20 protein-coding genes, 1 pseudogene and 1 riboswitch are annotated in these 21650 nt (G+C 70.8%); of the genes and pseudogenes, 10 read left to right on the top strand and 11 right to left on the bottom strand.

Annotated features, from left to right (window positions below; translation table 11 throughout):
• Positions 1-830, top strand: an 830-nt coding sequence (efeO, locus tag ACTIMO_RS03300) for an iron uptake system protein EfeO (protein WP_448181473.1), incomplete at its 5' end; no start/stop codon positions are given.
• A gap of 5 nt (positions 831-835) precedes the next feature.
• On the top strand, positions 836-2110 hold the full coding sequence (gene efeB, locus ACTIMO_RS03295; RefSeq protein ID WP_055766239.1) for an iron uptake transporter deferrochelatase/peroxidase subunit: 1275 nt from the start codon (positions 836-838) through the stop codon (positions 2108-2110).
• A gap of 58 nt (positions 2111-2168) precedes the next feature.
• On the opposite strand, the gene ACTIMO_RS03290 is transcribed toward efeB, so the two are convergent.
• Positions 2169-2729 (bottom strand): TetR family transcriptional regulator, encoded by a 561-nt coding sequence (locus ACTIMO_RS03290; protein ID WP_422390925.1) that lies wholly within the window; start codon positions 2727-2729, stop codon positions 2169-2171.
• An 88-nt stretch (positions 2730-2817) separates the two neighbouring features.
• Between ACTIMO_RS03290 and ACTIMO_RS03285 the strand changes: the two genes are divergently transcribed.
• Complete coding sequence (locus ACTIMO_RS03285) at positions 2818-4302, top strand: MFS transporter (protein WP_448181472.1); 1485 nt, start codon at positions 2818-2820, stop codon at positions 4300-4302.
• A gap of 15 nt (positions 4303-4317) precedes the next feature.
• Here ACTIMO_RS03285 and ACTIMO_RS03280 read toward each other — a convergent pair whose 3' ends face one another.
• Together ACTIMO_RS03280 and ACTIMO_RS03275 are read right to left on the bottom strand one after the other, a co-directional pair.
• The gene (locus tag ACTIMO_RS03280) at positions 4318-4719 is read right to left on the bottom strand and encodes a DUF7793 family protein (RefSeq protein ID WP_448181471.1); all 402 of its coding nucleotides are present in this window, start codon (positions 4717-4719) and stop codon (positions 4318-4320) included.
• A gap of 71 nt (positions 4720-4790) precedes the next feature.
• Complete coding sequence (locus ACTIMO_RS03275; RefSeq protein WP_448181470.1) at positions 4791-5576, bottom strand: class I SAM-dependent methyltransferase; 786 nt, start codon at positions 5574-5576, stop codon at positions 4791-4793.
• 219 nt (positions 5577-5795) lie between these two features.
• Here ACTIMO_RS03275 and ACTIMO_RS03270 point away from each other — a divergent pair, with 219 nt between their 5' ends.
• Positions 5796-7976: a putative bifunctional diguanylate cyclase/phosphodiesterase gene (locus tag ACTIMO_RS03270; RefSeq protein ID WP_448181469.1), complete on the top strand. Its 2181-nt coding sequence runs from the start codon at positions 5796-5798 to the stop codon at positions 7974-7976.
• Between the two features lie 100 nt (positions 7977-8076).
• Positions 8077-8892 (top strand): response regulator transcription factor, encoded by an 816-nt coding sequence (locus tag ACTIMO_RS03265; RefSeq protein ID WP_448181468.1) that lies wholly within the window; start codon positions 8077-8079, stop codon positions 8890-8892.
• A gap of 86 nt (positions 8893-8978) precedes the next feature.
• On the opposite strand, the gene ACTIMO_RS03260 is transcribed toward ACTIMO_RS03265, so the two are convergent.
• The 5 genes and pseudogenes from ACTIMO_RS03260 to ACTIMO_RS03240 all read right to left on the bottom strand — a co-directional run bounded on the left by ACTIMO_RS03260 (position 8979) and on the right by ACTIMO_RS03240 (position 14924).
• The gene (locus ACTIMO_RS03260) at positions 8979-10067 is read right to left on the bottom strand and encodes a signal peptidase I (protein ID WP_448181467.1); all 1089 of its coding nucleotides are present in this window, start codon (positions 10065-10067) and stop codon (positions 8979-8981) included.
• 204 nt (positions 10068-10271) lie between these two features.
• On the bottom strand, positions 10272-10814 hold the full coding sequence (locus ACTIMO_RS03255; protein WP_448181466.1) for an HPP family protein: 543 nt from the start codon (positions 10812-10814) through the stop codon (positions 10272-10274).
• Positions 10811-11272, bottom strand: coding sequence for a hypothetical protein (locus ACTIMO_RS03250; RefSeq protein WP_422390917.1), 462 nt, complete (start codon positions 11270-11272; stop codon positions 10811-10813). Before ACTIMO_RS03250 ends, ACTIMO_RS03255 begins: the two co-directional genes overlap by 4 nt.
• Positions 11269-13797, bottom strand: a pseudogene (locus ACTIMO_RS03245) (molybdopterin oxidoreductase family protein). Before ACTIMO_RS03245 ends, ACTIMO_RS03250 begins: the two are co-directional and overlap by 4 nt.
• A 95-nt stretch (positions 13798-13892) precedes the next feature.
• Positions 13893-14924, bottom strand: coding sequence for an LLM class flavin-dependent oxidoreductase (locus ACTIMO_RS03240; RefSeq protein WP_055766264.1), 1032 nt, complete (start codon positions 14922-14924; stop codon positions 13893-13895).
• Between the two features lie 265 nt (positions 14925-15189).
• Here ACTIMO_RS03240 and ACTIMO_RS03235 point away from each other — a divergent pair, with 265 nt between their 5' ends.
• From ACTIMO_RS03235 to ACTIMO_RS03220, 4 genes are all read left to right on the top strand, one after another.
• Positions 15190-15534: an ArsR/SmtB family transcription factor gene (locus tag ACTIMO_RS03235; RefSeq protein ID WP_448181465.1), complete on the top strand. Its 345-nt coding sequence runs from the start codon at positions 15190-15192 to the stop codon at positions 15532-15534.
• Entirely contained in the window at positions 15534-16313 is a 780-nt protein-coding gene (locus ACTIMO_RS03230; RefSeq protein WP_448181464.1) for a cation transporter, read from the top strand. The genes ACTIMO_RS03235 and ACTIMO_RS03230 overlap by 1 nt, the downstream gene beginning before the upstream one ends.
• A gap of 90 nt (positions 16314-16403) precedes the next feature.
• Positions 16404-17099: a DsbA family protein gene (locus ACTIMO_RS03225; RefSeq protein WP_448181463.1), complete on the top strand. Its 696-nt coding sequence runs from the start codon at positions 16404-16406 to the stop codon at positions 17097-17099.
• Between the two features lie 9 nt (positions 17100-17108).
• Positions 17109-17753 carry a vitamin K epoxide reductase family protein gene (locus tag ACTIMO_RS03220; protein WP_448181462.1) on the top strand — a complete coding sequence of 215 codons (645 nt, stop codon included), beginning with the start codon at positions 17109-17111 and terminating at the stop codon, positions 17751-17753.
• Positions 17754-17765: 12 nt separating this feature from the next.
• Here the strand turns inward: ACTIMO_RS03220 and ACTIMO_RS03215 are convergent, their stop codons facing one another.
• Positions 17766-18203: a YybH family protein gene (locus ACTIMO_RS03215; RefSeq protein WP_448181461.1), complete on the bottom strand. Its 438-nt coding sequence runs from the start codon at positions 18201-18203 to the stop codon at positions 17766-17768.
• Positions 18200-19168, bottom strand: coding sequence for an EamA family transporter (locus tag ACTIMO_RS03210; RefSeq protein WP_055766275.1), 969 nt, complete (start codon positions 19166-19168; stop codon positions 18200-18202). Before ACTIMO_RS03210 ends, ACTIMO_RS03215 begins: the two co-directional genes overlap by 4 nt.
• Positions 19169-19240: 72 nt before the next feature.
• Between ACTIMO_RS03210 and ACTIMO_RS03205 the strand changes: the two genes are divergently transcribed.
• The gene (locus ACTIMO_RS03205; protein WP_448181460.1) at positions 19241-20158 is read left to right on the top strand and encodes a LysR family transcriptional regulator; all 918 of its coding nucleotides are present in this window, start codon (positions 19241-19243) and stop codon (positions 20156-20158) included.
• Between the two features lie 50 nt (positions 20159-20208).
• Here the strand turns inward: ACTIMO_RS03205 and ACTIMO_RS03200 are convergent, their stop codons facing one another.
• Positions 20209-21270 (bottom strand): SGNH/GDSL hydrolase family protein, encoded by a 1062-nt coding sequence (locus ACTIMO_RS03200; protein WP_448181459.1) that lies wholly within the window; start codon positions 21268-21270, stop codon positions 20209-20211.
• Positions 21271-21496: 226 nt separating this feature from the next.
• A riboswitch (glycine riboswitch) is annotated at positions 21497-21597 on the top strand.
• Positions 21598-21650 lie beyond the last annotated feature (53 nt).

The raw sequence follows: 21650 nt of genomic DNA, 5'->3' as shown, positions 1-21650 counted from the left end.
CCGGATTCACGGTCACGGACTCGGGCACGGCGGTCGAGCCCTCCGGTGACGAGCAGGCGCAGATCGATGCCGCGGTCACCAACTACAGGGCGTACGTGAAGGACCAGGTGGACCAGCTCCTCACCGGTACCGATGACTTCGCCGCCGCGTACACGGCGGGTGACGACGACGAGGCGCGGCGCCTCTACCCGACCACCCGCATGCACTTCGAGCGGGTGGAGCCGGTCGCCGAGAGCTTCGGCGACCTCGATCCCCGGCTGGACAACCGCGAGGCGGATCTCGCCGAGGGCGAGGAGTGGACCGGATGGCACCGCATCGAGAAGGACCTCTGGCCGCCCGCCGATGCCGGGTACACGCCGCTCACGCAGACCGAGCGCGAGGCCGTCGCTGCCCAGCTCGTCGCGGACACGACGACGCTGCACGCCGGTATCCAGGACATCGATCTCTCGCTGGACCAGCTGGCCAACGGGGCGATCGCCCTCATGGACGAGGTGGCCAACGGGAAGGTCACCGGTGAGGAGGAGATCTGGTCGGGCACCGACCTGTGGGACTTCCAGGGCAATGTCGAGGGTGCGCGCGTGCTCGTCGACGGACTGCGCGACCTCCTGGAGGCCAAGGACCCGGATCTCGTGACCACCCTCGATGCCGACTTCGACGCCCTGGCCGCGGAGCTGGCTGAGCACCGCACGAGCGCGCCCGACGCCGCACAGCGCGACATCGCCTACGTCTCCTACGGAGAGCTCTCCCCGGACGACGTGAAGGCGCTGTCCGATCGCGTCAACGCGCTCAGCGAACCGCTCTCGCGCATCACCGCGACCCTGCTGGGATAGCGGCCATGGCACGCACCTTCCGCATCTCCCGCCGTCGTGCGCTGTCGCTCGCCGGCGTGACCGCGGCCGCCGGCGTGGGCGCGGGCGTGGCCGCCGGACGGGCGACCCCCGAGGCGACGGCGAGCCCCCCCGACCCCGATGTCCTGTCCTACCCCTTCCACGGGGAGCACCAGGCCGGGATCACCACGCCTGCGCAGGACCGGCTCCATTTCGCGGCGTTCGACGTCGACGACATCTCCCGCGAGGAGCTGATCGGACTGCTCGAGGACTGGACCTCGGCCGCTGCGCGGATGAGCCAGGGCGGGAGCGCGGGTGACTTCGCGCCGGACGCCGGTCCGTACGAGGCGCCGCCGGAGGACACGGGCGAGGCGATGGACCTCGGCCCCACCGGTCTGACCATCACGTTCGGCTTCGGCCCCACGCTGTTCACGACGGCGGACGGCACCGACCGCTTCGGGATCGCCGACCGCCGTCCACGGGTGCTCACCGAGCTGCCGACCTTCGCCGGGGACATGCTGCAGGAGCGCATCAGCGGCGGCGATCTCTGCATCCAGGCCTGCGCGGACGATCCGCAGGTGGCCGTGCACGCCGTCCGCAACCTCTCCCGCATCGCCTTCGGCCGCGCCTCCCTGCGGTACTCCCAGCTCGGCTTCGGCCGCACGTCCAGCACGAGCACTGCACAGGTGACCCCCCGCAATCTCTTCGGATTCAAGGACGGCACCGCCAATGTGAAGGCGGAGGACCCGGCAGCCGTCGACGAGCACGTCTGGGTGGCGGAGGGGGACGACCAGGCCTGGATGGCCGGTGGCTCCTACCTCGTCTCCCGCAAGGTCCGCATGAACGTGGAGCCGTGGGACCGGACGCGCCTGTCCGAGCAGGAGCGCTCCATCGGGCGGACCAAGGGGTCGGGTGCACCCCTGTCCGGCGGTGACGAGTTCACGGCGCCGGACTTCACCATGCCGGGAAGCGGCGGCCAGCCGATCATCGCCGAGCACTCGCACGTGCGCCTCGCCCACCCGGACAGCAACGGCGGCGCCCGCATGCTCCGGCGGGGCTACAACTACGTGGACGGGAACGACGACCTCGGTCGCCTCGACGCCGGCCTGTTCTTCATCTGCTTCCAGCGCGATCCCGAGCGGTCGTTCATCCCGGTGCAGACGAGCCTCGCGGGATCGGACATCCTCAACGAGTACATCCGCCACATCGGCTCGGGGATCTTCGCGGTTCCGGGTGGAGCCGCCGAGGGCAGCTATGTGGGGGCGCGGCTCTTCGAGGCCTGAGCGCCTCCGTCGGGTATCCCGTCGGCCGACATCGTCGTCGTGCAGCCGGTTGGGCGCGTCACCGGGCGGAGCCGATGATCCTCCGGGCGGCGTCGACCGCAGCGGCCCGGTGGGCTGCCAGGGGTGTCCGGCGCGCGTTCGCGTGCGCCGCCAGCGGAGCCTGCACCCATGCCTGTGCGACGCCGAACAGCAGGGGCAGGAGTTCCTCCACCGCCCAGGACGCGTCGATGTGGCCCAGCTCCTGCGCCTGCCGCAGCGCCTGCAGTTTGACGTCGGGATCGCTGCCGCCCGGGAGGTCGTAGTCCACGCCCTCGAGCCGGGCCCACGTGAGCATCCGGAGGATGTCCGGCTGGTCGTGCGCGTGGTCGAACACTGCGCCGACGAAGGCCGGCACGTCCCGGGGGTCGAGCACGACGGCGTCGTGGAACATCGCCGCGTTGGTGTCGAGGACGGCCTGGAACAGCGCCGCCTTGTCGGTGAAGTGCGCGTAGAGGCGCTCCTTGCTGGCACTCGCCGACTTCGCGATCCGGTCGATCCTCGCTCCCGCCAGACCGTAGGCGGCGAACTCCCCCCGGGCGGCCAGGAGGATGCGGGACCGTACGTCCGTCGTCGAGTGCATCCTTCGAGTATAACCAAACGAACCAGTTCGTTTGACTTGCTCCGGAACTGTCCCTACCCTCGAGACGACACCACTTCTGAGGAGCTCCATGACCACCCCACCCTCGGGCCCCACGGCCCAGGCAGCACCGGACGTCGATCCCGTCCGAGCGCCGGCCAATCGCTGGCTCGTGCTCGCGATCGTCGCCCTGGCCCAGCTCACCGTCGTCCTCGACGGCACGATCGTCAACATCGCCCTGCCCCAGGCCCAGCTCGAACTCGGGATGTCTGACGGTGACCGCAGCTGGGTGGTCACGCTCTACGCCCTCACCTTCGGCGCACTCCTGCTTCTCGGCGGCCGGATCGCCGACTTCTGGGGGAGGAAGCGCTCGTTCCTCGTCGGCATGGGCGGCTTCGCCCTCGCCTCGGCCCTCGGCGGGATCGCCACCTCGGGCGAGACGCTCCTCCTGGCGCGGGGCCTCCAGGGCGCCTTCGCCGCGCTGCTGGCCCCGGCTGCGCTCGCCATCCTCTCCGTGACCTTTCCCGGCGGGCGTGATCGCGTACGGGCCTTCGCGGTGTACGGGACGATCGCCGGCGGCGGTGCCGCGGTCGGGCTCCTGCTCGGCGGGGTCCTGACCGAGTACTTCAGCTGGCACTGGTGCCTGCTCGTGAACGTCCCCATCGCCGTCGTCGCCATCGCGGTCGGCATCCCGGTGCTCCGTGAGAGCCGGGCCGAGGGCAGCACCCGCTACGACGTGCCGGGCGCCGTGCTCGTGAGCCTCGGGCTCGCCTCCGTGGTCTACGGCTTCTCGCGTGCCGAGGCCGGCTGGGTCCGCCTGGACACCCTCGGCTTCCTCGCCCTCGGCGTCGTCCTGCTGGCGCTGTTCCTCCTCGTGGAAGCGCGCTCGGCCCACCCGCTGCTCCCGCTGCGTATCATCACGGACAGCGCACGTGCGGGAGCGTACCTCTCCTCCATCGCCGTGGGTGCGGCCCTGCTGGGCGCCCTGCTCTACCTCACGCTCTACTTCCAGATCGTGCTCGGGATGAGTCCCCTGGTGTCCGGGCTGGCCTCACTGCCGATGACGGCGGCCATCATCGTCTGCGCGGGCGTGGTGTCACGGCTCCTGCCGACGGTGGGCCCCCGGATCCTCATGACCGTCGGCCCGCTGATCGCTGCCGCCGGGCTGCTGCTGCTCAGCCGCATCACCGTCGGCGGCTCCTACGCGCTCGAGGTGTTGCCCGCGCAGCTCCTCCTGGGCATCGGGCTCGCCTTCATCTTCGTGCCGCTGCAGAACGTGGCCCTGCTCGGGATCGCTCCGAGGGACTCCGGCGTGGCCAGTGCAGCCGTCACGGCGACGCAGCAGATCGGTGGCTCGATCGGCACCGCCGTGTTCACCGCCCTGTACACGGTGGGTGCGGGCGCCGGCACGGCCGAAGGCGCCGCGGGCGGACTGCAGTCCCTCGTGGACGGGTACTCTGTGGTCTTCCTGGCCGCGGCCGTGGCGCTCGCGCTGGCCTCGCCCGTCTCGTGGTTCATGATCAGGGTCGCGAGGAACGAGTTCTCCACCTCGAGCGAGCCCGCCCACCTCGGGTAGGGCGGCGGGCCGGGGTCAGGCGCTCGCCGGATGCGCCTGGCCGTCGGCGGCACTCTGGAGCCAGGCCACCGCCAGGTGCCGCGAGGTGAAGAACTTCGTGGGACACGGCGGTGAGTTCACGCCCAGGAAGAAGTTGGCGAGCATGCGGTCCACCGGCGAGGAGCCGAGCAGGGCGATGCGCGACGCCGAGCAGGGGATCGCGAAGACCGCGCGCGCACCGCGCGTCACCGTCCTCGTCGTCTCCATGTCGACGAGCATCGGGTGGCCCGCGGCTCCGACCAGGGCGTTGACCGCGGCCATCGCGAAGCCGGCGTCCTCGGTGGTGATGGTGCAGTCACGGTCCCACTCGAGATGGAGGATGCCGTTTGGGAGCAGCTCGAGGGTCGCCTTGTCCCCGTCGATGCGTTCTGCGGGCATGGCCCACCTCCTGGTGATGCCGCTGACGCTCCCGGGCCGAGCGGCCCCGGGTACCCCCGTGAGACCAAGGATCAGCGGGACCCCAGCATAGCGAGATAACCCGGGATGCTGGTCGTCGTCCTGCCGCTCATCGGGATTGCCTCGATGAGTGCGGGGCCATCCGCGAGCACCGTCCAGATGCTGTCCGGCAGCGCTGCCCGCCGCTCGGCCGGCCCGAAGTGCCCGGGCACGGGGATGCTGCCGATGGCCCGCCGGAGCGGGGCCGGGATACTGCCCGGCCTCGCCCCGAGGCTCTGCATGTAGGACAGGGGAGTGCCCCGGTAGTCGGTCTCGGTCAGCAGGACGCGTCCGCGTGCTCCGACGACGTCGCGGAGGTTCCGGCCCAGCTGTTCGCGCTGCTTCGGCCGCAGGACGTGGAACACGCCGCGGACGAACACGTGGGAGTCGCCGAACTCGGCCTGCAGGAGGCGGCCCGCGCCGGGCACGGTGAGGTCGAGGGTCCGGTAGTCGACGCCCCGCACGCCCTCCGATTCCTCCCCGGCCCGCTGCACGGCACTCGCCGAGACATCGACGCCGAGCACCTGCGGGAAACGCCGGGACAGCCAGCGCGTCCACCGGCCGTTGCCGCAGCCGACGTCGATCACGGGCATCGACCGGTCCATGAACTCGTCCATGACAACGGCGTACTGCTCCGCCTCCGGCCCGATCTCCGCGTCCCAGAGGACCTCGCCCGCGGGGCCCGTGGTGCGGACCCTGCTCCAGTAGCCCTCCCAGGCCACGGCGGCATTCCGGGGCGTCCGCACCGCAAGGCGCGCGACCTCGGGCACCATTCTGAGCTGGTCGACGAGTCTGAGCATAGGAAGAGGGTACTGATGCCGGGGCTTCCCGCCGTCGGAGCCAAGTATTGTCGCAGGAAAGGACTCCCTGCGCCGCCTGGCGGGAGCTCGCGGGCGATCCGACCTATGCTGTGGACTCAGGATCACTGCGAGAACGGGGACTGCATGCGGAGCGACGGTGCCCGCGCGGCCGGGAGGGGCCGCCCTGGGAGTCCTACGCACCCACGGGTGCTGATGTCCGTGACGGTCCTCCTTCTCATCGCCTACACGGTAGGCCTCCTGGTCGGCGACCCCGGTACCTTCGACCCCCTGATGGACGGGTGGCTGTGCATCGCCACCGAGCTGGCGGCCGTGGCTCTCTGCATCAGCGCCTCCGTGCGGTCGAGGTTCGCCGAGCCGCAGGTGCTGCTCGGAACCGGCGCGATCGTCACCTACAGCGCGGGTGACGCGTACTACGCGGCCTCGCTCGACGGCGCAGCGGCCCTGACCTATGCGTCCGTGGCCGACGTGGCCTACCTCGCCTTCTACCCCCTGATGCTCGGTGCCCTCGGCGTGGTGATGGTCCGGAAGATCAAGGGACTGGCGTGGCCGCTGCTGCTGGACAGCATCGTCGGTGCCCTCGGCGCGGCGTCGCTCATGGCCCTGATCCTCGCACCCGTGCTGAGCCCCGGGACCAACGGGGGGACGCCCTTCGAAGTGATCGTCGCCGTCGTGTACCCGCTTCTCGACCTCCTCCTCATCACGGCCGTCGGGGGCGTCCTCGCCTCCCGCGGGCTGGACATCGGACCACGCTGGCCGCTGCTGGTCGCCGGACTGACCATCTTCTCCGCCGCGGACGTCGCGTATGCGCTCGGCATGGAGGACTATGCCGTCGGCTCGATCATCGACGTCGGCTGGGTCGCGGGGATCGTGGCGATCGCCGCCTGGGTGGACGGCGCAGCGGACCCGGCCCGGGTGGCCCAGCGCACCACGCACGGAGTCCCGGAGCTCGCGGCTCCCGTCGTGTCGACGGCGACGGCACTCGCGGTCCTCGTGGTGGGCAGCCAGCTCAGCATCCCCGTGCTGGCCGTGGTGTTCGCGGCCTCCACCCTGGCGCTCGCCGCGGTGCCGCTGGCGTTCCGCAACCGCATGCTCGTCACCCTCGCGCGCACCGACGAGCTGACGGGCCTGCCCAACCGCCGGGCCCTGATCGCCGACGTCCCCGTCCGGCTGCTGGCCGGGCGGACCGGTGCACTCTTCCTCCTGGACCTCGACCGCTTCAAGCACGTCAACGATGCCCTGGGGCACGACGTCGGCGACGCCCTCCTCGTGCAGGTGGGCAAGCGCTTCGCCGCTCAGCTGCAGCCCGGAGACATGCTGGCGAGGCTGGGCGGGGACGAGTTCGCCGTCTTCCTCGAGGGCGTCACGGAGGAGGAGGCCGTCGCGACGGCGCAGCGCCTCGCGGCGGAACTCGCCGATCCGGTGGAGCTCGGCGCGGCATCCCTGCAGGTGAGTGCCAGCGTGGGGATCGCGCTGACCCCCGACCACGGTACCGATATGAGCCTGCTCATGCGCAAGGCGGACATCGCCATGTTCCGCGCGAAGTCGGAGCACAGCGGACACCATGTGTATGACGCCTCGGACGACGACGACGGCGCCCTGCGGCTGCGGACCGTCCAGGAACTGCGGGTGGCCCTCGCCGAGGACCAGTTCGAGCTGCACTACCAGCCGAAGGTGCGTCTCTCCGACGGTGAGGTCACGGGCGTGGAGGCCCTGGTGCGCTGGAACCATCCGACGCGCGGGATGCTCCTCCCCGTCGCCTTCCTGCCGCTCGCGGAGGAGGCGGGCCTGATGCCGGCGCTGTCGACCATCGTGCTGCAGCGGGCCGTCCGCCGGATGGCGCGGTGGCGTGCCGAGGGGCTGGACATCTCGGTGGCGGTGAACATGTCGGGATCCTGCATCCTCGCGTGCCTCCCGCACCAGATCACCCGCCTGCTCGAGGCCCACGGGGTACCGTCGTCGTGCATCATGCTGGAGATCACCGAGGACGTCCTGATGTCCTCGCCCACCGGCACCTCGGCCATCCTGGCCGAACTCCGGTCCGCCGGCGTCCAGATCGCCATCGACGACTTCGGGACCGGATACAGTTCCCTGGCCTACCTCCGTGACCTGCCCGTCGACGAGCTGAAACTGGACCGGTCCTTCGTCACGGCGATGAAGGACGACCCGCGGGCGGTCGGGCTCGTCGGGTCGATCATCGACCTGGCCCACAGCCTGGGACTCCGGGTGGTCGCCGAGGGCGTGGAGGACGAGCGGTCGCGGGACGAACTGCGGGCGCGGGACTGCGACTTCGCGCAGGGTTTCCTGATCGCCGAGCCGTTGCCCGCCGGTACGGTCTCACCGTGGCTGTCGGATCGCCGGGTCGGAGCGGGGAGGGCCTGATGGCCGCTCGGCGACGCGTGGTGGGCGGATCAGCCAGAATTTCACCGGAACGGCCCCGATGCACTCGGTGGTCGTCCGAAGATCTGGCAGTGTGTGAGTCATGACATCCGACCCCGATGCGCGCCTCGCTCTCATCATCGAAGACGACGCCGATGTGCGGCAACTGCTCGTCATGACGCTGGGCATGAACGGCTTCACCACCATCGAGGCGGAGAACGGACGCCAGGGCGTGGCACTGGTCAGGGAACGGCAGCCCGATCTCGTGACGCTCGACCTGAACCTCCCGGACATCGACGGCGTGGAGGTGTGCCGGCAGATCAGGCCGCTGACCGACGCCTACGTCATCATGATCACCGCGCGCCAGGACGAGATCGACCGCCTCATCGGACTCGAGATCGGCGCCGACGACTTCGTCGTCAAGCCCTTCAGCCCGCGGGAGGTGGGCGCCCGGGTGAACGCGATGTTCCGGCGACCGAGGAACACCGTCCGCAGCGTGGTCCAGCCGCTGATGGGCGCTGCGGCGGCGCCGGTGGCCCAGTCGGCGCCCACCGTGCAGGCCACCGAAGCCGTGCCGGTGGCGCCCGTGGCGGACGAGGACATCGAGGGCCTGCTGCGGCACGGTCCCCTCAGCATCGACACCGAGGGGCGGATCGCCATGCTGGACGGTGCCGAGTTGCCCCTGACACGCATCGAGTTCGACCTCCTGGCCACGCTCGTCTCGGGTCCGCGGCGAGTATGGCAACGCGAGACGCTGCTCTCCCGTATCTGGGGGGATGGCTGGGTCAACGACCAGCACCTCGTCGAGGTGCACATCCGGAACCTGCGCAAGAAGCTCGGCGAGGACACGAAGGCACCGCGGTTCATCCGTACGGTGCGCGGGGTCGGGTACCGCATGATGCCGCCGGCCACTGCCTGACGCGCCGGCCGGCTGACCACCGTTTGCCTGACAGGCCGACTGGCCGGCTCATCGACCGGCTGACGCCCGTGCACGCCGCCGAGTGCTCAGTGGGGGTGGACGTCCTGGTGGCGGATGGCGTCCAGTGCGGTCGAGACGTCCGCGCCGTGCTGCCGGAGCCTCGCGACGAGGGCCCGATGTGTGATGGGCCGACCGATCAGCTCCAGTGCGGCCGAGGACTCCTCCTCCAGCCGGCGCGCGCCCACCATGGAGGCACTGACGGTGAGGCTGAGGAGCGCGACGACGGCGGCGTCGGCATCCCTGGCCGTGAGCGCGGCTTCGACGGCCCCGATCCGCTGCGGGAGCATCTCGACGAACGTCCCGGCGAAGAGCAGGGCGCCGGCGTGGCTGGACAGTTCCACGCCGAGGTTGTCGAGGATCCCGCGATCGAGCACCGGATGGTCGGTACGAGGGGAGCTCCCGGGGACATGCCCCGATCCTCCGACCGACCCGGCGGGCGTGGCGGAGCCCGGGGCAGGCTCGGAGGCGTCGTCGTCGTCCTCCTCCCGGCGTGACCAGATCATGAGGAGCAGCGCCCCGACCAGCACGGCCGGGACACCGTAGACGAGGATGTGGCTGACGGCCGGGGTCCGGAGGGCCCGGATCACGTTGCCCACCTCGGGGATGACCGCTGCGGCCTGGTACACGTTCTCACCCTCGAGGGTTGCGAGCCACGGATCCACGGCATCGTTCGCGTCGCCCTGGGTGCGCACGGCCGTGGTCCCATCCGCGCCGCGGACGACCTCGGTGACCCGGTGGGTCTCGACCCGGTGGTCCTCGACGGGGATGTGGTAGCTGATCACGTCTCCCACCTCGATCCCGCCGACGGGCTGGAGGGTGGTGACGACCACGTCGCCCGGCATGATGCCGGGGGCCATGCTGCCCGTGAGCATCGTGGCGGTCTGGTAGCCGAGGAAGCGTGGGCCGATGGCGAAGAAGAGGACCGCGATGACCGCGACGATCATGAGCAGCGTGCCGAGGAGGCTTGCGAGACGCGCTACGACGGAGGGGCGCGGGTCCGCTCGGACGGGTGGTGCACCGGAGTCGCCGGACCGGACGCTTGCGACGGGAGCGGGCGACGTCCGTACTGCGGCACGAGGACCCGATGAGAAGGACGGGAAATCGATGGTGGTCACGCCTGCTCCTTGGTGCTGCCGCTGGTCTCCGGGTCCGCTGATCGGTCCGGGGTGAAGCTACCCGCCGGTTCCGGTGGACGGACCGGAGCCGGCGGGAAGAACGCGGAGCGGTGTGCTCCTGACAACAACTCTCGTGGACCCCGATCAAAGAGGGCGTGGCCGAAGGGCGAAAGAAAACCGAAGAAAGGGCGAAGCGGTTCCCGCTCAGTCGGTTCCGGCCGCAGGGCGCGTGCCGAGCAGCAGATTGGCGCCCCACCCGATCCCGGTGAGGAGTACCACGGCGGCGGCCACGGTGGCGAAGTGGACGGGGGTGTGGAGGATGCCGAGGCTCACGATCAGCGTGGTGGCTCCTGCCGGCGGATGGGGCAGGGCGATCCGCGTCAGGACGAAGGTGGTCACGGCGACCGAGAGGGCGCCCGCGGCCAGGTGGGCTCCGGTGAGTCCGCCGACCGGGGCGGCCTGCAGGCCGTCCACGCCGAACCCGTAGAAGCAGGCGACGCCGGCGGCGAGCCCGACTCCGTGGCCGACGAGCGTGTTGACGGGCCGCGAGGCCGGCTGGTCGGGCGACTCGAAGAAGAGCATGACCGTGGGACCGAGGCTCGGGAAGAGCCAGGGCAGATGGGTCACCAGCCCCACGAGCCCGACCGCGCCGACGGTCAGGAGGCTCAGTCCGCCCGCGTACAGCCCGCCGCCCAACCGGCCGCGCGCCGACCGGAGGCGCTCGACGAGCGGGATCCGTCCGGTCATGACGCGACCAGCAGGACCTGCGGTGCCGCCTGTTTCATGCGCGTCTGCAGCCATCGGCTCTGCAGGTCCGCGTCCGGCGCGCAGCGGACCACGATGTCGAGGAGCTCGCGGTCACGGCTGCCTGCCGCGGCCTGACCCACCATGGTCCACATGACATCGAGGTGATGGACGAGCACGGAGAGGTCCTGCAGGTCGAGGAGCAGGCCGAGGGCGCCGGTCCGGACCTCCTCGACGCCGTCGGCCGTGACCCGGTGCTCCTCCTCGCCCTCCACCTCGGATCCGAAGCGCACGATGACAGGCTCGAGGGCCTCGACGTGCCGGTCGCACTGCCCGGCGAGGGTCCCGAGGATGACGTGGACGTCGGGTTCGTCACCGTGGCCGTCCGCGACGACGCGGAAGGACCGGGCGAGGATGCGCTCGGCCTCGTGGAGGAGTCCGAGGTAGACGGGGAGCTTCATGGCCGCTCCTCGCTCGAAGCGACCCGGGGTGGTGCCGTGTCGGGGAACCTCTCGGTGGCCTCGCCCTCCGGGCCTCCGACCGTCGCCGGCACCGTTCCGGGCCCCCCGCCCGAACCGGTGGTACGGCCCGCGGCACGGTGGCCCGCCCGGGCGGGCCTCGAGGCCGCCGTGGTCGGGGCGGGGGACGGGCCCGCGCCGTCGCGGACCTTCTCGATGCGCACCGCGGCGTTCTTGAACACCGGTTGCTTGGACACCGGGTCCCACTCCGTCATCGTGAGTTCGTTGGCCGCGTGGTGCGCCGACGCGGAGCCCTCTGATCCGCCGTCGTCCTAGTAGCCGTAGTGGAACGGGGCGAACACCGTGCCCACCCGGATGTCACCGACCCGCACCGGTACCTCGAGATGCCCCCGACGTGAGCGGACCGCCACCACGTCGCCCTCCACGATGCCCAGCTGCTCCGCGTCCGCGGGCGACACCTCGACCCAGGCGCCCGGCGCGGCGCGGTTCAGGGCGCGGCTGCGCCCGGTCTTGGTCCGTGTATGGAACTGGTAGACCGTCCGCCCCGTGGTGTAGCGCAGCGGGTACTCCTCGCTCGGTTCCTCGTGCGGTGGCCGGTAGTCCTCGCTCTTCAGCCACGCCTTGCCGGGCTGCACGGTGGCCCGGTAGAGGACCGGGCCCGTCGCGGCGCCGGTGAGGAGGTCGTGGCCGTAGGACTCGCAGTAGTCCGGATCCGTGGGGAAGACGCCGTCCCCGTAGAGGCGCACGGTGCCGTCCGGATTCTCGTCGTTGCAGGGCCACGGGATCCCGCTTCCGCCGCGCAGCCGCTCGTAGCTGATGCCCGTGTAGTCGCAGGGACGCCCGCGGGTGCACTCCTGCCAGGCGCGGAAGCCGTCCTCGGGTCCGGTCCAGTCCAGTAGGGGCGCTCCGCTCCGGGTGCGGAAGTCCATGCGCCGCGAGTAGTCGAGGAAGACATCGAGATCGCTCCTCGCCTCGCCCGGCGGCTCCACCGCCTTGTCGGACAGGTGCACCGTGCGGTTGACGTTGGTGAAGGTCCCGGTCTTCTCACCCCAGGCGGCGCACGGCAGGACGACGTCGGCGTACCGGGCCGTCTCCGTCAGGTACAGGTCCTGCACCACGAGGAACAGGCCGTCCGTGTCGAGGATGCGCCGGATCCGTTCGAGCTGCGGCATCGAGACCGCCGGGTTCGTGGCCGAGATCCACAGGAACTCGATGGACCCGAGTTCCACGTACCGGAAGATCTGCATGACGTGGGTGGGCGGCGCCCAGTGCGGGATGGTGTCCGGATCGACATCCCACAGGTCGGCGAGCTCCTGCACGTGCTGCGGATTCTCCCAGTTCCGGAATCCTGGCAGATCGCCGTCGGCCCCGCACTCGCGGTTGTTCTGCGCCGTCGGCTGACCGTTCATCTGCAGGATGCCGCTGCCCTCCTTGCCGAGCATGCCGCGGAGCAGGTGCAGGTTGTTCACCTGGCAGGACGACGCCGTCGCCTGCGCGGACTGGTAGAACCCCTGCAGCACCGTGGAGAGGATCCGCTCGCTCGTGCCGAAGATCTCCGCCGCCCGGCGGACGTCGTCGGCGCCGACGCCGCACGTCTCGGCGACCGCCTCGGGCGTCCATCGCTCCACGGTGGCCCGGAGCCGGTCGACGTCCAGCGTGTGCGCCGCGATGTAGGCGTCGTCGATCCAGCCGTTCACGAAGAGTTCCCGGATCAGCCCGTTCATGAGGGCGAGGTTGGTGCCGGGCCGGACGGCGAGGTGCACCTCCGCCGCGCGGGCCACCGGCGTCTCGCGCGGGTCCACGCAGACGAGGCGTGGCGGATTGGGTCCGGCGAGGCGGTCGAGGACCCGCATCCACAGCACGGTCTGCGTCTCGGCCATGTTGTGGCCGAAGAGGAACATGGCGTCGCACTCGTCGATGTCCACGTAGCTGCCCGGCTGGCCGTCCGAGCCGAAGCTCTCCTTCATGGCGGTGGCCGCCGTGGCCGTGCACAGGCGGGTGTTCCCGTCCATGTGCGGTGTTCCCACGCCGGCCTTGCCGATGATGCCGAGGGCGTAGTACTCCTCGAGGAACAGCTGGCCGGTCGTGTAGAAGCCGTGGCTCAGCGGGCCCTTGGTGTGGAGCAGGTGACGGCTCCGCTCCACGATCCGGTTCATCGCGGTGTCCCAGTCGGTCTCGGCGAGTTCGCCGTCGACGCGGATGAGGGGGCGGGTCAGGCGATCCCCGGTGTCCACGCCCTGCCAGCTGCCGAACAGGCCCTTCGGGCCGAGCCGTCCGTGGTTGACGATGTCCGCCTGCCGTCCGCGGATCCCGACCATGCGCCCGTCCTTGACGGCGATGTCGCAGCCACAGCCGTTGCTGCACAGGACGCAGGCGGACTGCACCCAGCGGTCGACGTCGCCCTCGGCGACCCCGGGTGCCAGCGTCTGGTCCACGCGGACCGGCCAGCGCTCACCCCGGGCGTACGGCGTCCTCGTCCCCCAGATATAAGCGATGCGATCGACCATGGCGGGACCTCCGGTGGGTGGGTGCTGGCGTACGGCGCCACGCTACCCACTCACCGGATCCCTGGGCGGGAAAAATTTCCGCCGTCAGGCCCTTGCTAGGCGAGCATCTCCCGGACCATCGGGATGACCTTCGTCCCGTAGAGCTCGATGCTGTGCATGAGCTTCTCGTGGGGCAGGGGCCCGGCGCTGTACTTGAGGTCGAAGCGGTCGATGCCGAGAGCCTGCGCCGTCGCGGCGATCTTCCGCGCCACGGTCTCCGGGGAGCCGACGTACAGCGATCCGACGTCCGCTTCCTGGTCGAACTCGGCCCGGGTGGTCGGACCCCAGCCGCGCTCGCGCCCGATGCGGTCGCGCATGATCCGGTTGTCCGGCCACAGCTCCTCGCGGGCCTGCTCGTCCGAGTCCGCGATGTACCCGGGGGAGTGCACGCCGATGGGCAGGGTGGGCTGCCCGAGCTGCGTCAGCGCCCGATGGTACAGGTCGACATAGGGGGCGAACCGGGCGGGTTCCCCGCCGATGATCGCGAGCATGAGCGGCATGCCGTAGCGCGCGGCCCGCACGACGGACTCGGGACTCCCACCGACACCGATCCACGTCTTCAGCCGGCCGCCCTCGGTCTTGGGGTAGACCTCGTGGTCCTCGAGTCCCGGACGGGTGCTCCCGGACCAGGTCACGGGCCCTTCCTTGATGAGCTCGGAGAACAGGTCCAGCTTCTCCTCGAACAGGCGCTCGTAGTCGGAGAGCTCGTAGCCGAAGAGGGGGAACGACTCCGTGAAGGATCCGCGCCCGAGGATGACCTCGGCGCGACCGTTCGAGGCGGCGTCGAGCGTGGCGAAACGCTGATACACACGGACGGGATCGTCGGAGCTGAGGACGGTGACGGCGGAGCCGAGCCGGATGCGCTGCGTCTGCCCGGCGATGGCCGCGAGCACCGTCTCGGGGGCGGAGACCGCGAAGTCGTCGCGGTGGTGTTCCCCGACGCCGAAGAAGTCGATCCCGACCTGGTCCGCGAGGACGGCCTCGGCGATGACGTTCCGGATCACCTGGGGGTAGGGGACGGGGGTGCCGTCCTCGCCGCGCGTGACGTCCCCGAAGGTGTCGAGTCCGAGTTCCAGTTCGCGTGCCATGGTGTCGCTCCTGTGCTTGCCGTCCGGCCCGCCTTGGGCCTGCTGGTAGAACCGGCGCCCTCGGCCCGTTATTCCATGCATACGTATGTACCTGCTCCCAGGCTTCCTGAAAGATCACGGCATCACTCTGTCCGCCGTCGTATCCCCCCGTGCCCGCAGGACGGGCTCGTCGGCCCTCGTCCCGGGGTCCGGTGCCACCGATGCGGAGGTGGAGGGTCGGGAGGGGCCATCACTGTAGTACATGCATCTGTGTACTATGGGGACCATGGAGACGCTGACCCCCCAGTCCGTGCTGGCCCGGTTCGGGTATGCCCTCTCTGATCCCGTGCGCGCCCAGGTGCTGTTGGCGCTGCGGGCAGCACCGTCGTACCCGGGTGATCTGGCCGCGATGGCCGGGGTGAGCAAGCAGCGGTTGTCGAACCATCTCAGCTGCCTGCGGGGGTGCGGGCTCGTCGTCGCCGTCCCCGAGGGGCGCCGCGTCCGGTACGAGCTGGCCGACCAGAAGCTCGGCGACGCACTGACGGCCCTCCTGCACGTGGTCGCGGTCAGCGAGCCCGACTGCCGCTGCACCCCCGAGGGGCAACACGTCGAAGGGAAGGCCTGCTGCTGATGAGCACCCACACGTCACCGGACGCGCACCGGCCGCGGCCGGCTGCTCCGACCGCGGAGCGTCGCGCGGTCCTCTCCCGGCGGATCCGTCTGTTCGTCGCCGCGACCATCACCTACAACGTGATCGAGGCGGTCATCGCGATCAGCGCCGGCACGATCGCGTCCTCGAGTGCGCTGATCGGCTTCGGGCTGGACTCGATCGTCGAGGTCCTCTCCGCGGCCGCTGTGGCCTGGCAGTTCGCCGGCCGCGACCCGGAGGCCCGGGAGAAGACCGCGCTGCGCCTGATCGCGTTCTCCTTCTTCGGCCTCGCCGCGTTCGTGAGCTTCGATGCGATCCGCAGCCTGCTCGGCGGGGCGGAGGCCGAGCACTCCCTCGTAGGGATCGCCCTCGCCGCGGTCAGTCTCGCCGTGATGCCCTTCCTGTCCTGGGCGCAGCGCCGCGCCGGCCGCGAACTCGGGTCCCGCTCGGCCGTCGCGGATTCCAAGCAGACCCTGCTGTGCACCTATCTGTCCGGCGTCCTGCTGGTCGGCCTGCTGCTCAACAGCACCCTCGGGTGGTCCTGGGCCGACCCGATCGCTGCCCTGGTCATCGCCGCCGTCGCCATCAAGGAAGGCCGTGAGGCCTGGAAGGGCGACTCCTGCTGCGCCCCGACCGTCGGAAACCTCGACGCCCACGACAGCGTTGATGCCATGGGGGGCACCTCCCCCGATGCCGCGGGTGTCCCGGAGAACTCCGGCTCGGCGGCGGGCGCGTCCTGCGCCTGCTGCGCGCGCGGATAGAAGACCGGCCGAACACCCGCTCCACCCGCTTCACCCGGTCCCGGCGGGACCGAGCACGACGACGCACCCAGCCGACGAGGAGACTTCCCTGTGCCGACCCAAGCGCCACCGACCAGCACGAAGACCGGCCTGAGCCTGCAGAACCGCATAGTGATCGGACTGCTCGCCGCCGCGGCGCTCGTCGTGGCTCTGGTGGTCATCCTCGGCAACCTCGGCGACGAGCCCTCCCGGACCGCCGACGCCACCGGTGCCGATGCCCAGGTGGTGCGCGCGGACAGTCACCGGCTGTCCCAGGCCACGGACGAGAAGGCCGTGCTGGTCGAGTTCCTCGATTTCGAGTGCGAATCCTGCCTCGCCGCGTACCCGCTCGTCGAAGACCTCTCCGAGGAGTACAGGGAGAACCTGACGGTCGTGTCCCGGTACTTCCCGCTGCCCGGTCACCCGAACTCCGAGACCGCAGCCGTCGCCGTCGAAGCCGCTGCGCAGCAGGGCAGGTTCAAGGAGATGCACGCCCGGATGTACGAGACGCAGACCGAATGGTCACACACCGACCAGGACAGGTCGCCCGACTTCAGGGGCTACGCCGAGGAGCTCGGCCTCGACCTGGCCGCCTACGACGCCGCCGTGGCGGATCCCGCGACCATGGAGCGCATCACCCGGGACAAGAACGACGGACTGGCGCTCGGCGTCCAGGGAACCCCCACCTTCTTCCTGGAGGGCCGGAAGATCCAGCCCGCCAGCGAGGAGGAGTTCCGCCGGCTCATCGACACCGCCATCGGCCGGTAGGGGCCCGCGATGCGACCACACCTCCAGGTGCACTCCACGAAGCGGACGACGTCTGGGGCGGATCCTGAGAAAGGCGTCCCGGCCTTCGCGCGTCCCCGCGCCTTCGGGCTGCTCCTGCTGGCGACGGGCATCACCGGCTGGATCGCGGCCGGCATCCTGATCCTCGAGAAGCTCGAGCTCTACCGGGACCCGGACCACGTCACCAGCTGCGACATCAATCCATGGGTGTCCTGCGGCCAGGTCATGGAGACCTGGCAGTCTGAGCTCTTCGGCTTCCCCAACCCCTTCATCGGCCTCGTCGGCTTCAGCATCGTCATCACCACCGGCATGGCACTGCTCGCCGGCGCCCGGCTGGCGCGCTGGTACTGGATCGGCCTGCAGGTGGGTGTCACCCTGGGGGCCGTCTTCGCGGTGTGGCTGTGGAGCCAGGCCCTGTTCGACATCTACATCCTGTGCCTCTACTGCATGATCGTCTGGGCGGCGATGATCCCCCTGGTCATCCTCACCACCCTCAGGAACCTGGCCCAGGGGGTCATCCCTGCGCCCGCCGGCCTCACCCGGTGGCTCACGGACTGGGTCGGGCCGATCATCGCCCTGACCTACATCGCCGTCGCCGCCTCCGTGTTCTTCCGCTTCCTCCACGTCTTCACCTGACGGGCCTCCCGGCTACCCGGCGGCCCGACGCTCCAGCCTGACCGATCCCGTCCCGGCGTCCACGGGGGCCGAGGTGTGCTCGTGCACGATCCGCCACCGGTCGGCCGAACGCCGGAGTACCCAGGTCAGGCGATTGTCCATCCCGCGCCCCTCCGCGCCGTCCGACTCCGTCTCGCGGTAGGAGATGTTCGCGACGATCGTCGCGAGGTCCTCGACCACGATCGAGCGCACGTCGTCGAACACCACGCCGACGTTCTCCTCGCCGATCGAGCCGAACCACTGCCCGATCGCGACGCGCCATGCGGCCTTCCCCTCGTAGGACCACTCGGACCAGAGATCGAAGACCCGCACGTCGTCGTCGTACAGGGACAGCAGTGCCTCCGCGTCCTTCTGCAGGACGGCCGATGCGTACTGCTCGAACAGGTCTCCGGGGATGTCGCGGTGCGTCATGATGCTCCTTGGGTCTGGCGGTCCGCGTCCCGGACCACAGCCTGTAGACGCGGCGCCGGTCCGGGATTCATCGGCGTGTCCCGATGGTGACGGACGCGGCGCGGACGGGCAAGGGCCGTGGCCACACCGGCGAGCAGGACGACGGCCCCGAGCACCTCGACGGCTGACGGCACCTCGGCGAGCACGAGCCAGGCCGCCCCCATCCCGACCACCGGGACCAGCAGGGTGAAGGGCACCACGGACGCGGGCTCGTAGACGGCGAGGAGATGGTTCCAGATGCCGTATCCGACGAGTGAGGCGAGGGCCGCGGTGTAGAGGGCGCTCGCGATGGTCACGGGCTGCAGATGCACGAGCGCGTCGCCGACGGCGGCCGGCCCGTCGACCACGAGCGAGAGGCCCAGCAGCGGCAGGGGGACCACGGCGCCGGACCAGACGACGAGGCCCAGTCCCGACGCGGCGCGGGCTCTGCGGGCGATCACGTTCCCCACGGCCCACGACAGTGCGGCGGCGAGGACGACGACGAGCGGCAGCAGCGGGGCCACCGCGCTCCGGCCGACGGCGACGACGAGCAGCCCGAGGGCGCCCAGGGCCAGCCCGGCGAGCTGGATCGGTCGCGGACGGTCACCGAGGAAGAGCGCCGCGAGGAGGACGGTCAGCAGGACCTGCGCCTGGAGGACGAGCGAGGCGAGCCCGGCCGGCATGCCGAGGGAGATCGCGAGGTAGAGCAGGCCGAACTGGCCGGCGCTCATGAAGAGCCCGACCCCGATGATCGCCGTCCAGCTGATGTCGGGCTTCCGGATGAAGAAGATCCACGGCAGCACCACCAGGGCGAAGCGCAGGGCGACGAACAGCAGGGGTGGGACCTCCGCTCCGTCGGCCGGGTGCAGCCCCAGATCGATGGCGACGAAGTTGAGGCCCCACAGCACGGCCACGAGCAGGGCGAGAAGACAGTGGCGACGGGTCATGGTGTCAGTCAACCGCGACGGAGCGTGAAGGACCAGCGCACAGAAGTGCGCTTGATCGTGTACGTTTCCTTCATGATTGATCCTGCGGCCCTGCAGGCCCTCGCTGCCGTCCGACAGACGGGCTCCGTCATCGGGGCAGCGACGGCTCTCGACTTCAGCCCGTCGGCGATCTCCCAACAGATCAAGAAGCTCGAGCGGCAGACCGGCGTGCCCCTGCTCGAGCGGCACGGCCGCGGCGTCCTCCTCACCGAGCGGGGCAACGTGCTCGCGGACTACGGCCGGCGCATGCTCGCGGACCTCGAGGCGCTGCAGTCCTCCCTCCTGTCGGAGCCCGGTGAACCCCGGGGGCGCCTGCAGCTCGTGGCCTTCTCGACGGCGTGCCGCGGGCTGGTCGGTCCAGTGCTGGGGCGGATCGCCAGGGAGGGGACGGACCTGGACCTGAGGGTGAGCTCGGACGATCCCCGCGAGGCCGTGGCGCGGGTCGCGGAGGGGAAGGCCGATCTCGGGATCGTCCACAACTGGAACTCGGTGCCCCTGGGCGTGCCGGAGAACCTCGAGCTGGAGTGGCTGTGCGAGGACGTGGCCGATCTCCTGGTCCGCGACGACCACGCGCTCGCGGGCCGCGTCTCGGTGGAACCCGCGGATTTCGTGGACCAGACCTGGGTCAGCACCCCGCACGGAGCCATCTGCAACGAGGCCCTCCTGAAGCTCCATGCGGACCTCGGGCGCCTGCCGGACATCCGCCTGTACGACGACGACTTCGCGACGCACATCGCGCTCGTCGAGCAGGGCGTCGCCGTGGCGCTCGTGCCGCGCCTGGGACGGCCCGTGCTGCCGGAGCGGGTCGTCGTCGTGCCCGTGGTGCGGCCCACGCCGGCGCGCCAGGTCGGCGTGGTGCATCGGCGCACCATGGCGGAGAGCCCCGGTATCCGCCACGTCGTCGCGCTGCTGCGGGAGGCCGCCGCGCAGACGCACGGCGAGCCCGGCTGACCCCGAGCCGAGGGACACCGCACCATTGCACCCAGGGGACCGGCGCGCGGCTACCGTTCCCGGGCCTGAGCGGCCTGAGCGGCCTGAGCGGCCTCCGCGGCGCGATCCGCCCGCGCGATGCTCGCCGGGTCCGCGAGGTCGACGCCGGCCCTCGCCGCAGCGGCCCGCGCCGACCGGCTCTTCAGGTCCGGCAGGACGAACTCATCGGGCCGGATGCGCCGGTCCGTCGCGGAGTACGCTGCCTGCTGCTTTGTGAGGGCAGGGGCGGCGGCCTCGGCGGACTGCAGCGTCTCCTGCGTGACGGCGACGCGGGCGCCCGTGAGCGCAGCACCCATGAGGGGAACGTACCCGGACGCGTGGCCCGTCCGGTTCGGATGGTAGGAGTCGGAGATGGGGCTGGAGAGCCCGTTCAGCCACTCGACGTCGTCGCACACGGCGTGACCGGTGAACGCCGGTGCCGGGTCGCGGAAGGCGAAGCCCGCGGTGGCGGCCGCGGTGGCCGTCGTCCGGTTGAGGAGGTCCGCCGTGGCGTTCAGCCGCGACTCCTCGGCAGGTGAGAACCACGTGGCGGCGTTGCAGTCCTCGCCGTTGAAGATGCGCGGGTACCCGGCGATGGTCACGGCCGCCCGGGGTGCCCGCGCGCGGATCTGCCCGTACAGGGAAGCGAGGCTTCCCGGTAGCTGATCGGTGATGATCGCCTGGGCCCTGTCGACGGCCGCGGTGCAGTTGCTCATCCACGCCGGCTTGGCGCACTCGGTCAGGACGGAGACGAAGGCCGCATCATTGCCGCCGACGCTCAGTGAGACGTAGGCGGTGGTCGGCGTCAGCGCGCCCAGCTGCGTCGCGGCGACGTCGGGGATGGTGGCCCCGGAGCACGCCCGGAGATTCAGCGCGTACCCCCTGGCGCTCGCGATGAGCGACGGATAGGCGTACACGGAGCGCTGGCAGGCCGTCCCGTCCGCCAGGTAGGCGCGCGTGCCGGTGCCCGAGGAGTAGGAGTCCCCGAGCGCCACGTAGGAGGCCCCTGCCGCGGAGGCGGGAGGCGCCGGGAGGACGACGGCGGCCAGCAGGGCGAGCGCGGCGAGGGCCGGGCGGAAGCGGGGGATCGTCATCGATACTCCAGGTCGGGCAGTGGTGAGCAGTCATCCGTACCCACGCTAAGCCTGCATCGCGCCGATCGGACGGTTCTGCAGGAGCATTCATGGCACACCCTTCCGGCATGGGAGGGGACACGGTACTGTTCGGCCCGTCGACGTCGGGCTTTGCCTCCCTTCCGCCCTGCGCGGTAGGCTGTGGGACGGCTCACACGCCGCCCGAACACCCAACTGAATACGCCATCGATCTGCAGCGGGAGAGTCCTCCCGTCCACCACACCGGCAGGCGCCGTAGGAGCAACTCCTCCCCAGGAATCTCTCAGGCCAATGCACCGCTGCGGCTAGGCAACTCTGGAAAGCAGCCCCGACATCCACTCGGCGCTCACCGACGGTGCAAG

The sequence above is a fragment of the Arthrobacter sp. CP30 genome, from assembly GCF_053470025.1.
This window is presented reverse-complemented; position numbering and strand designations above follow the sequence as displayed.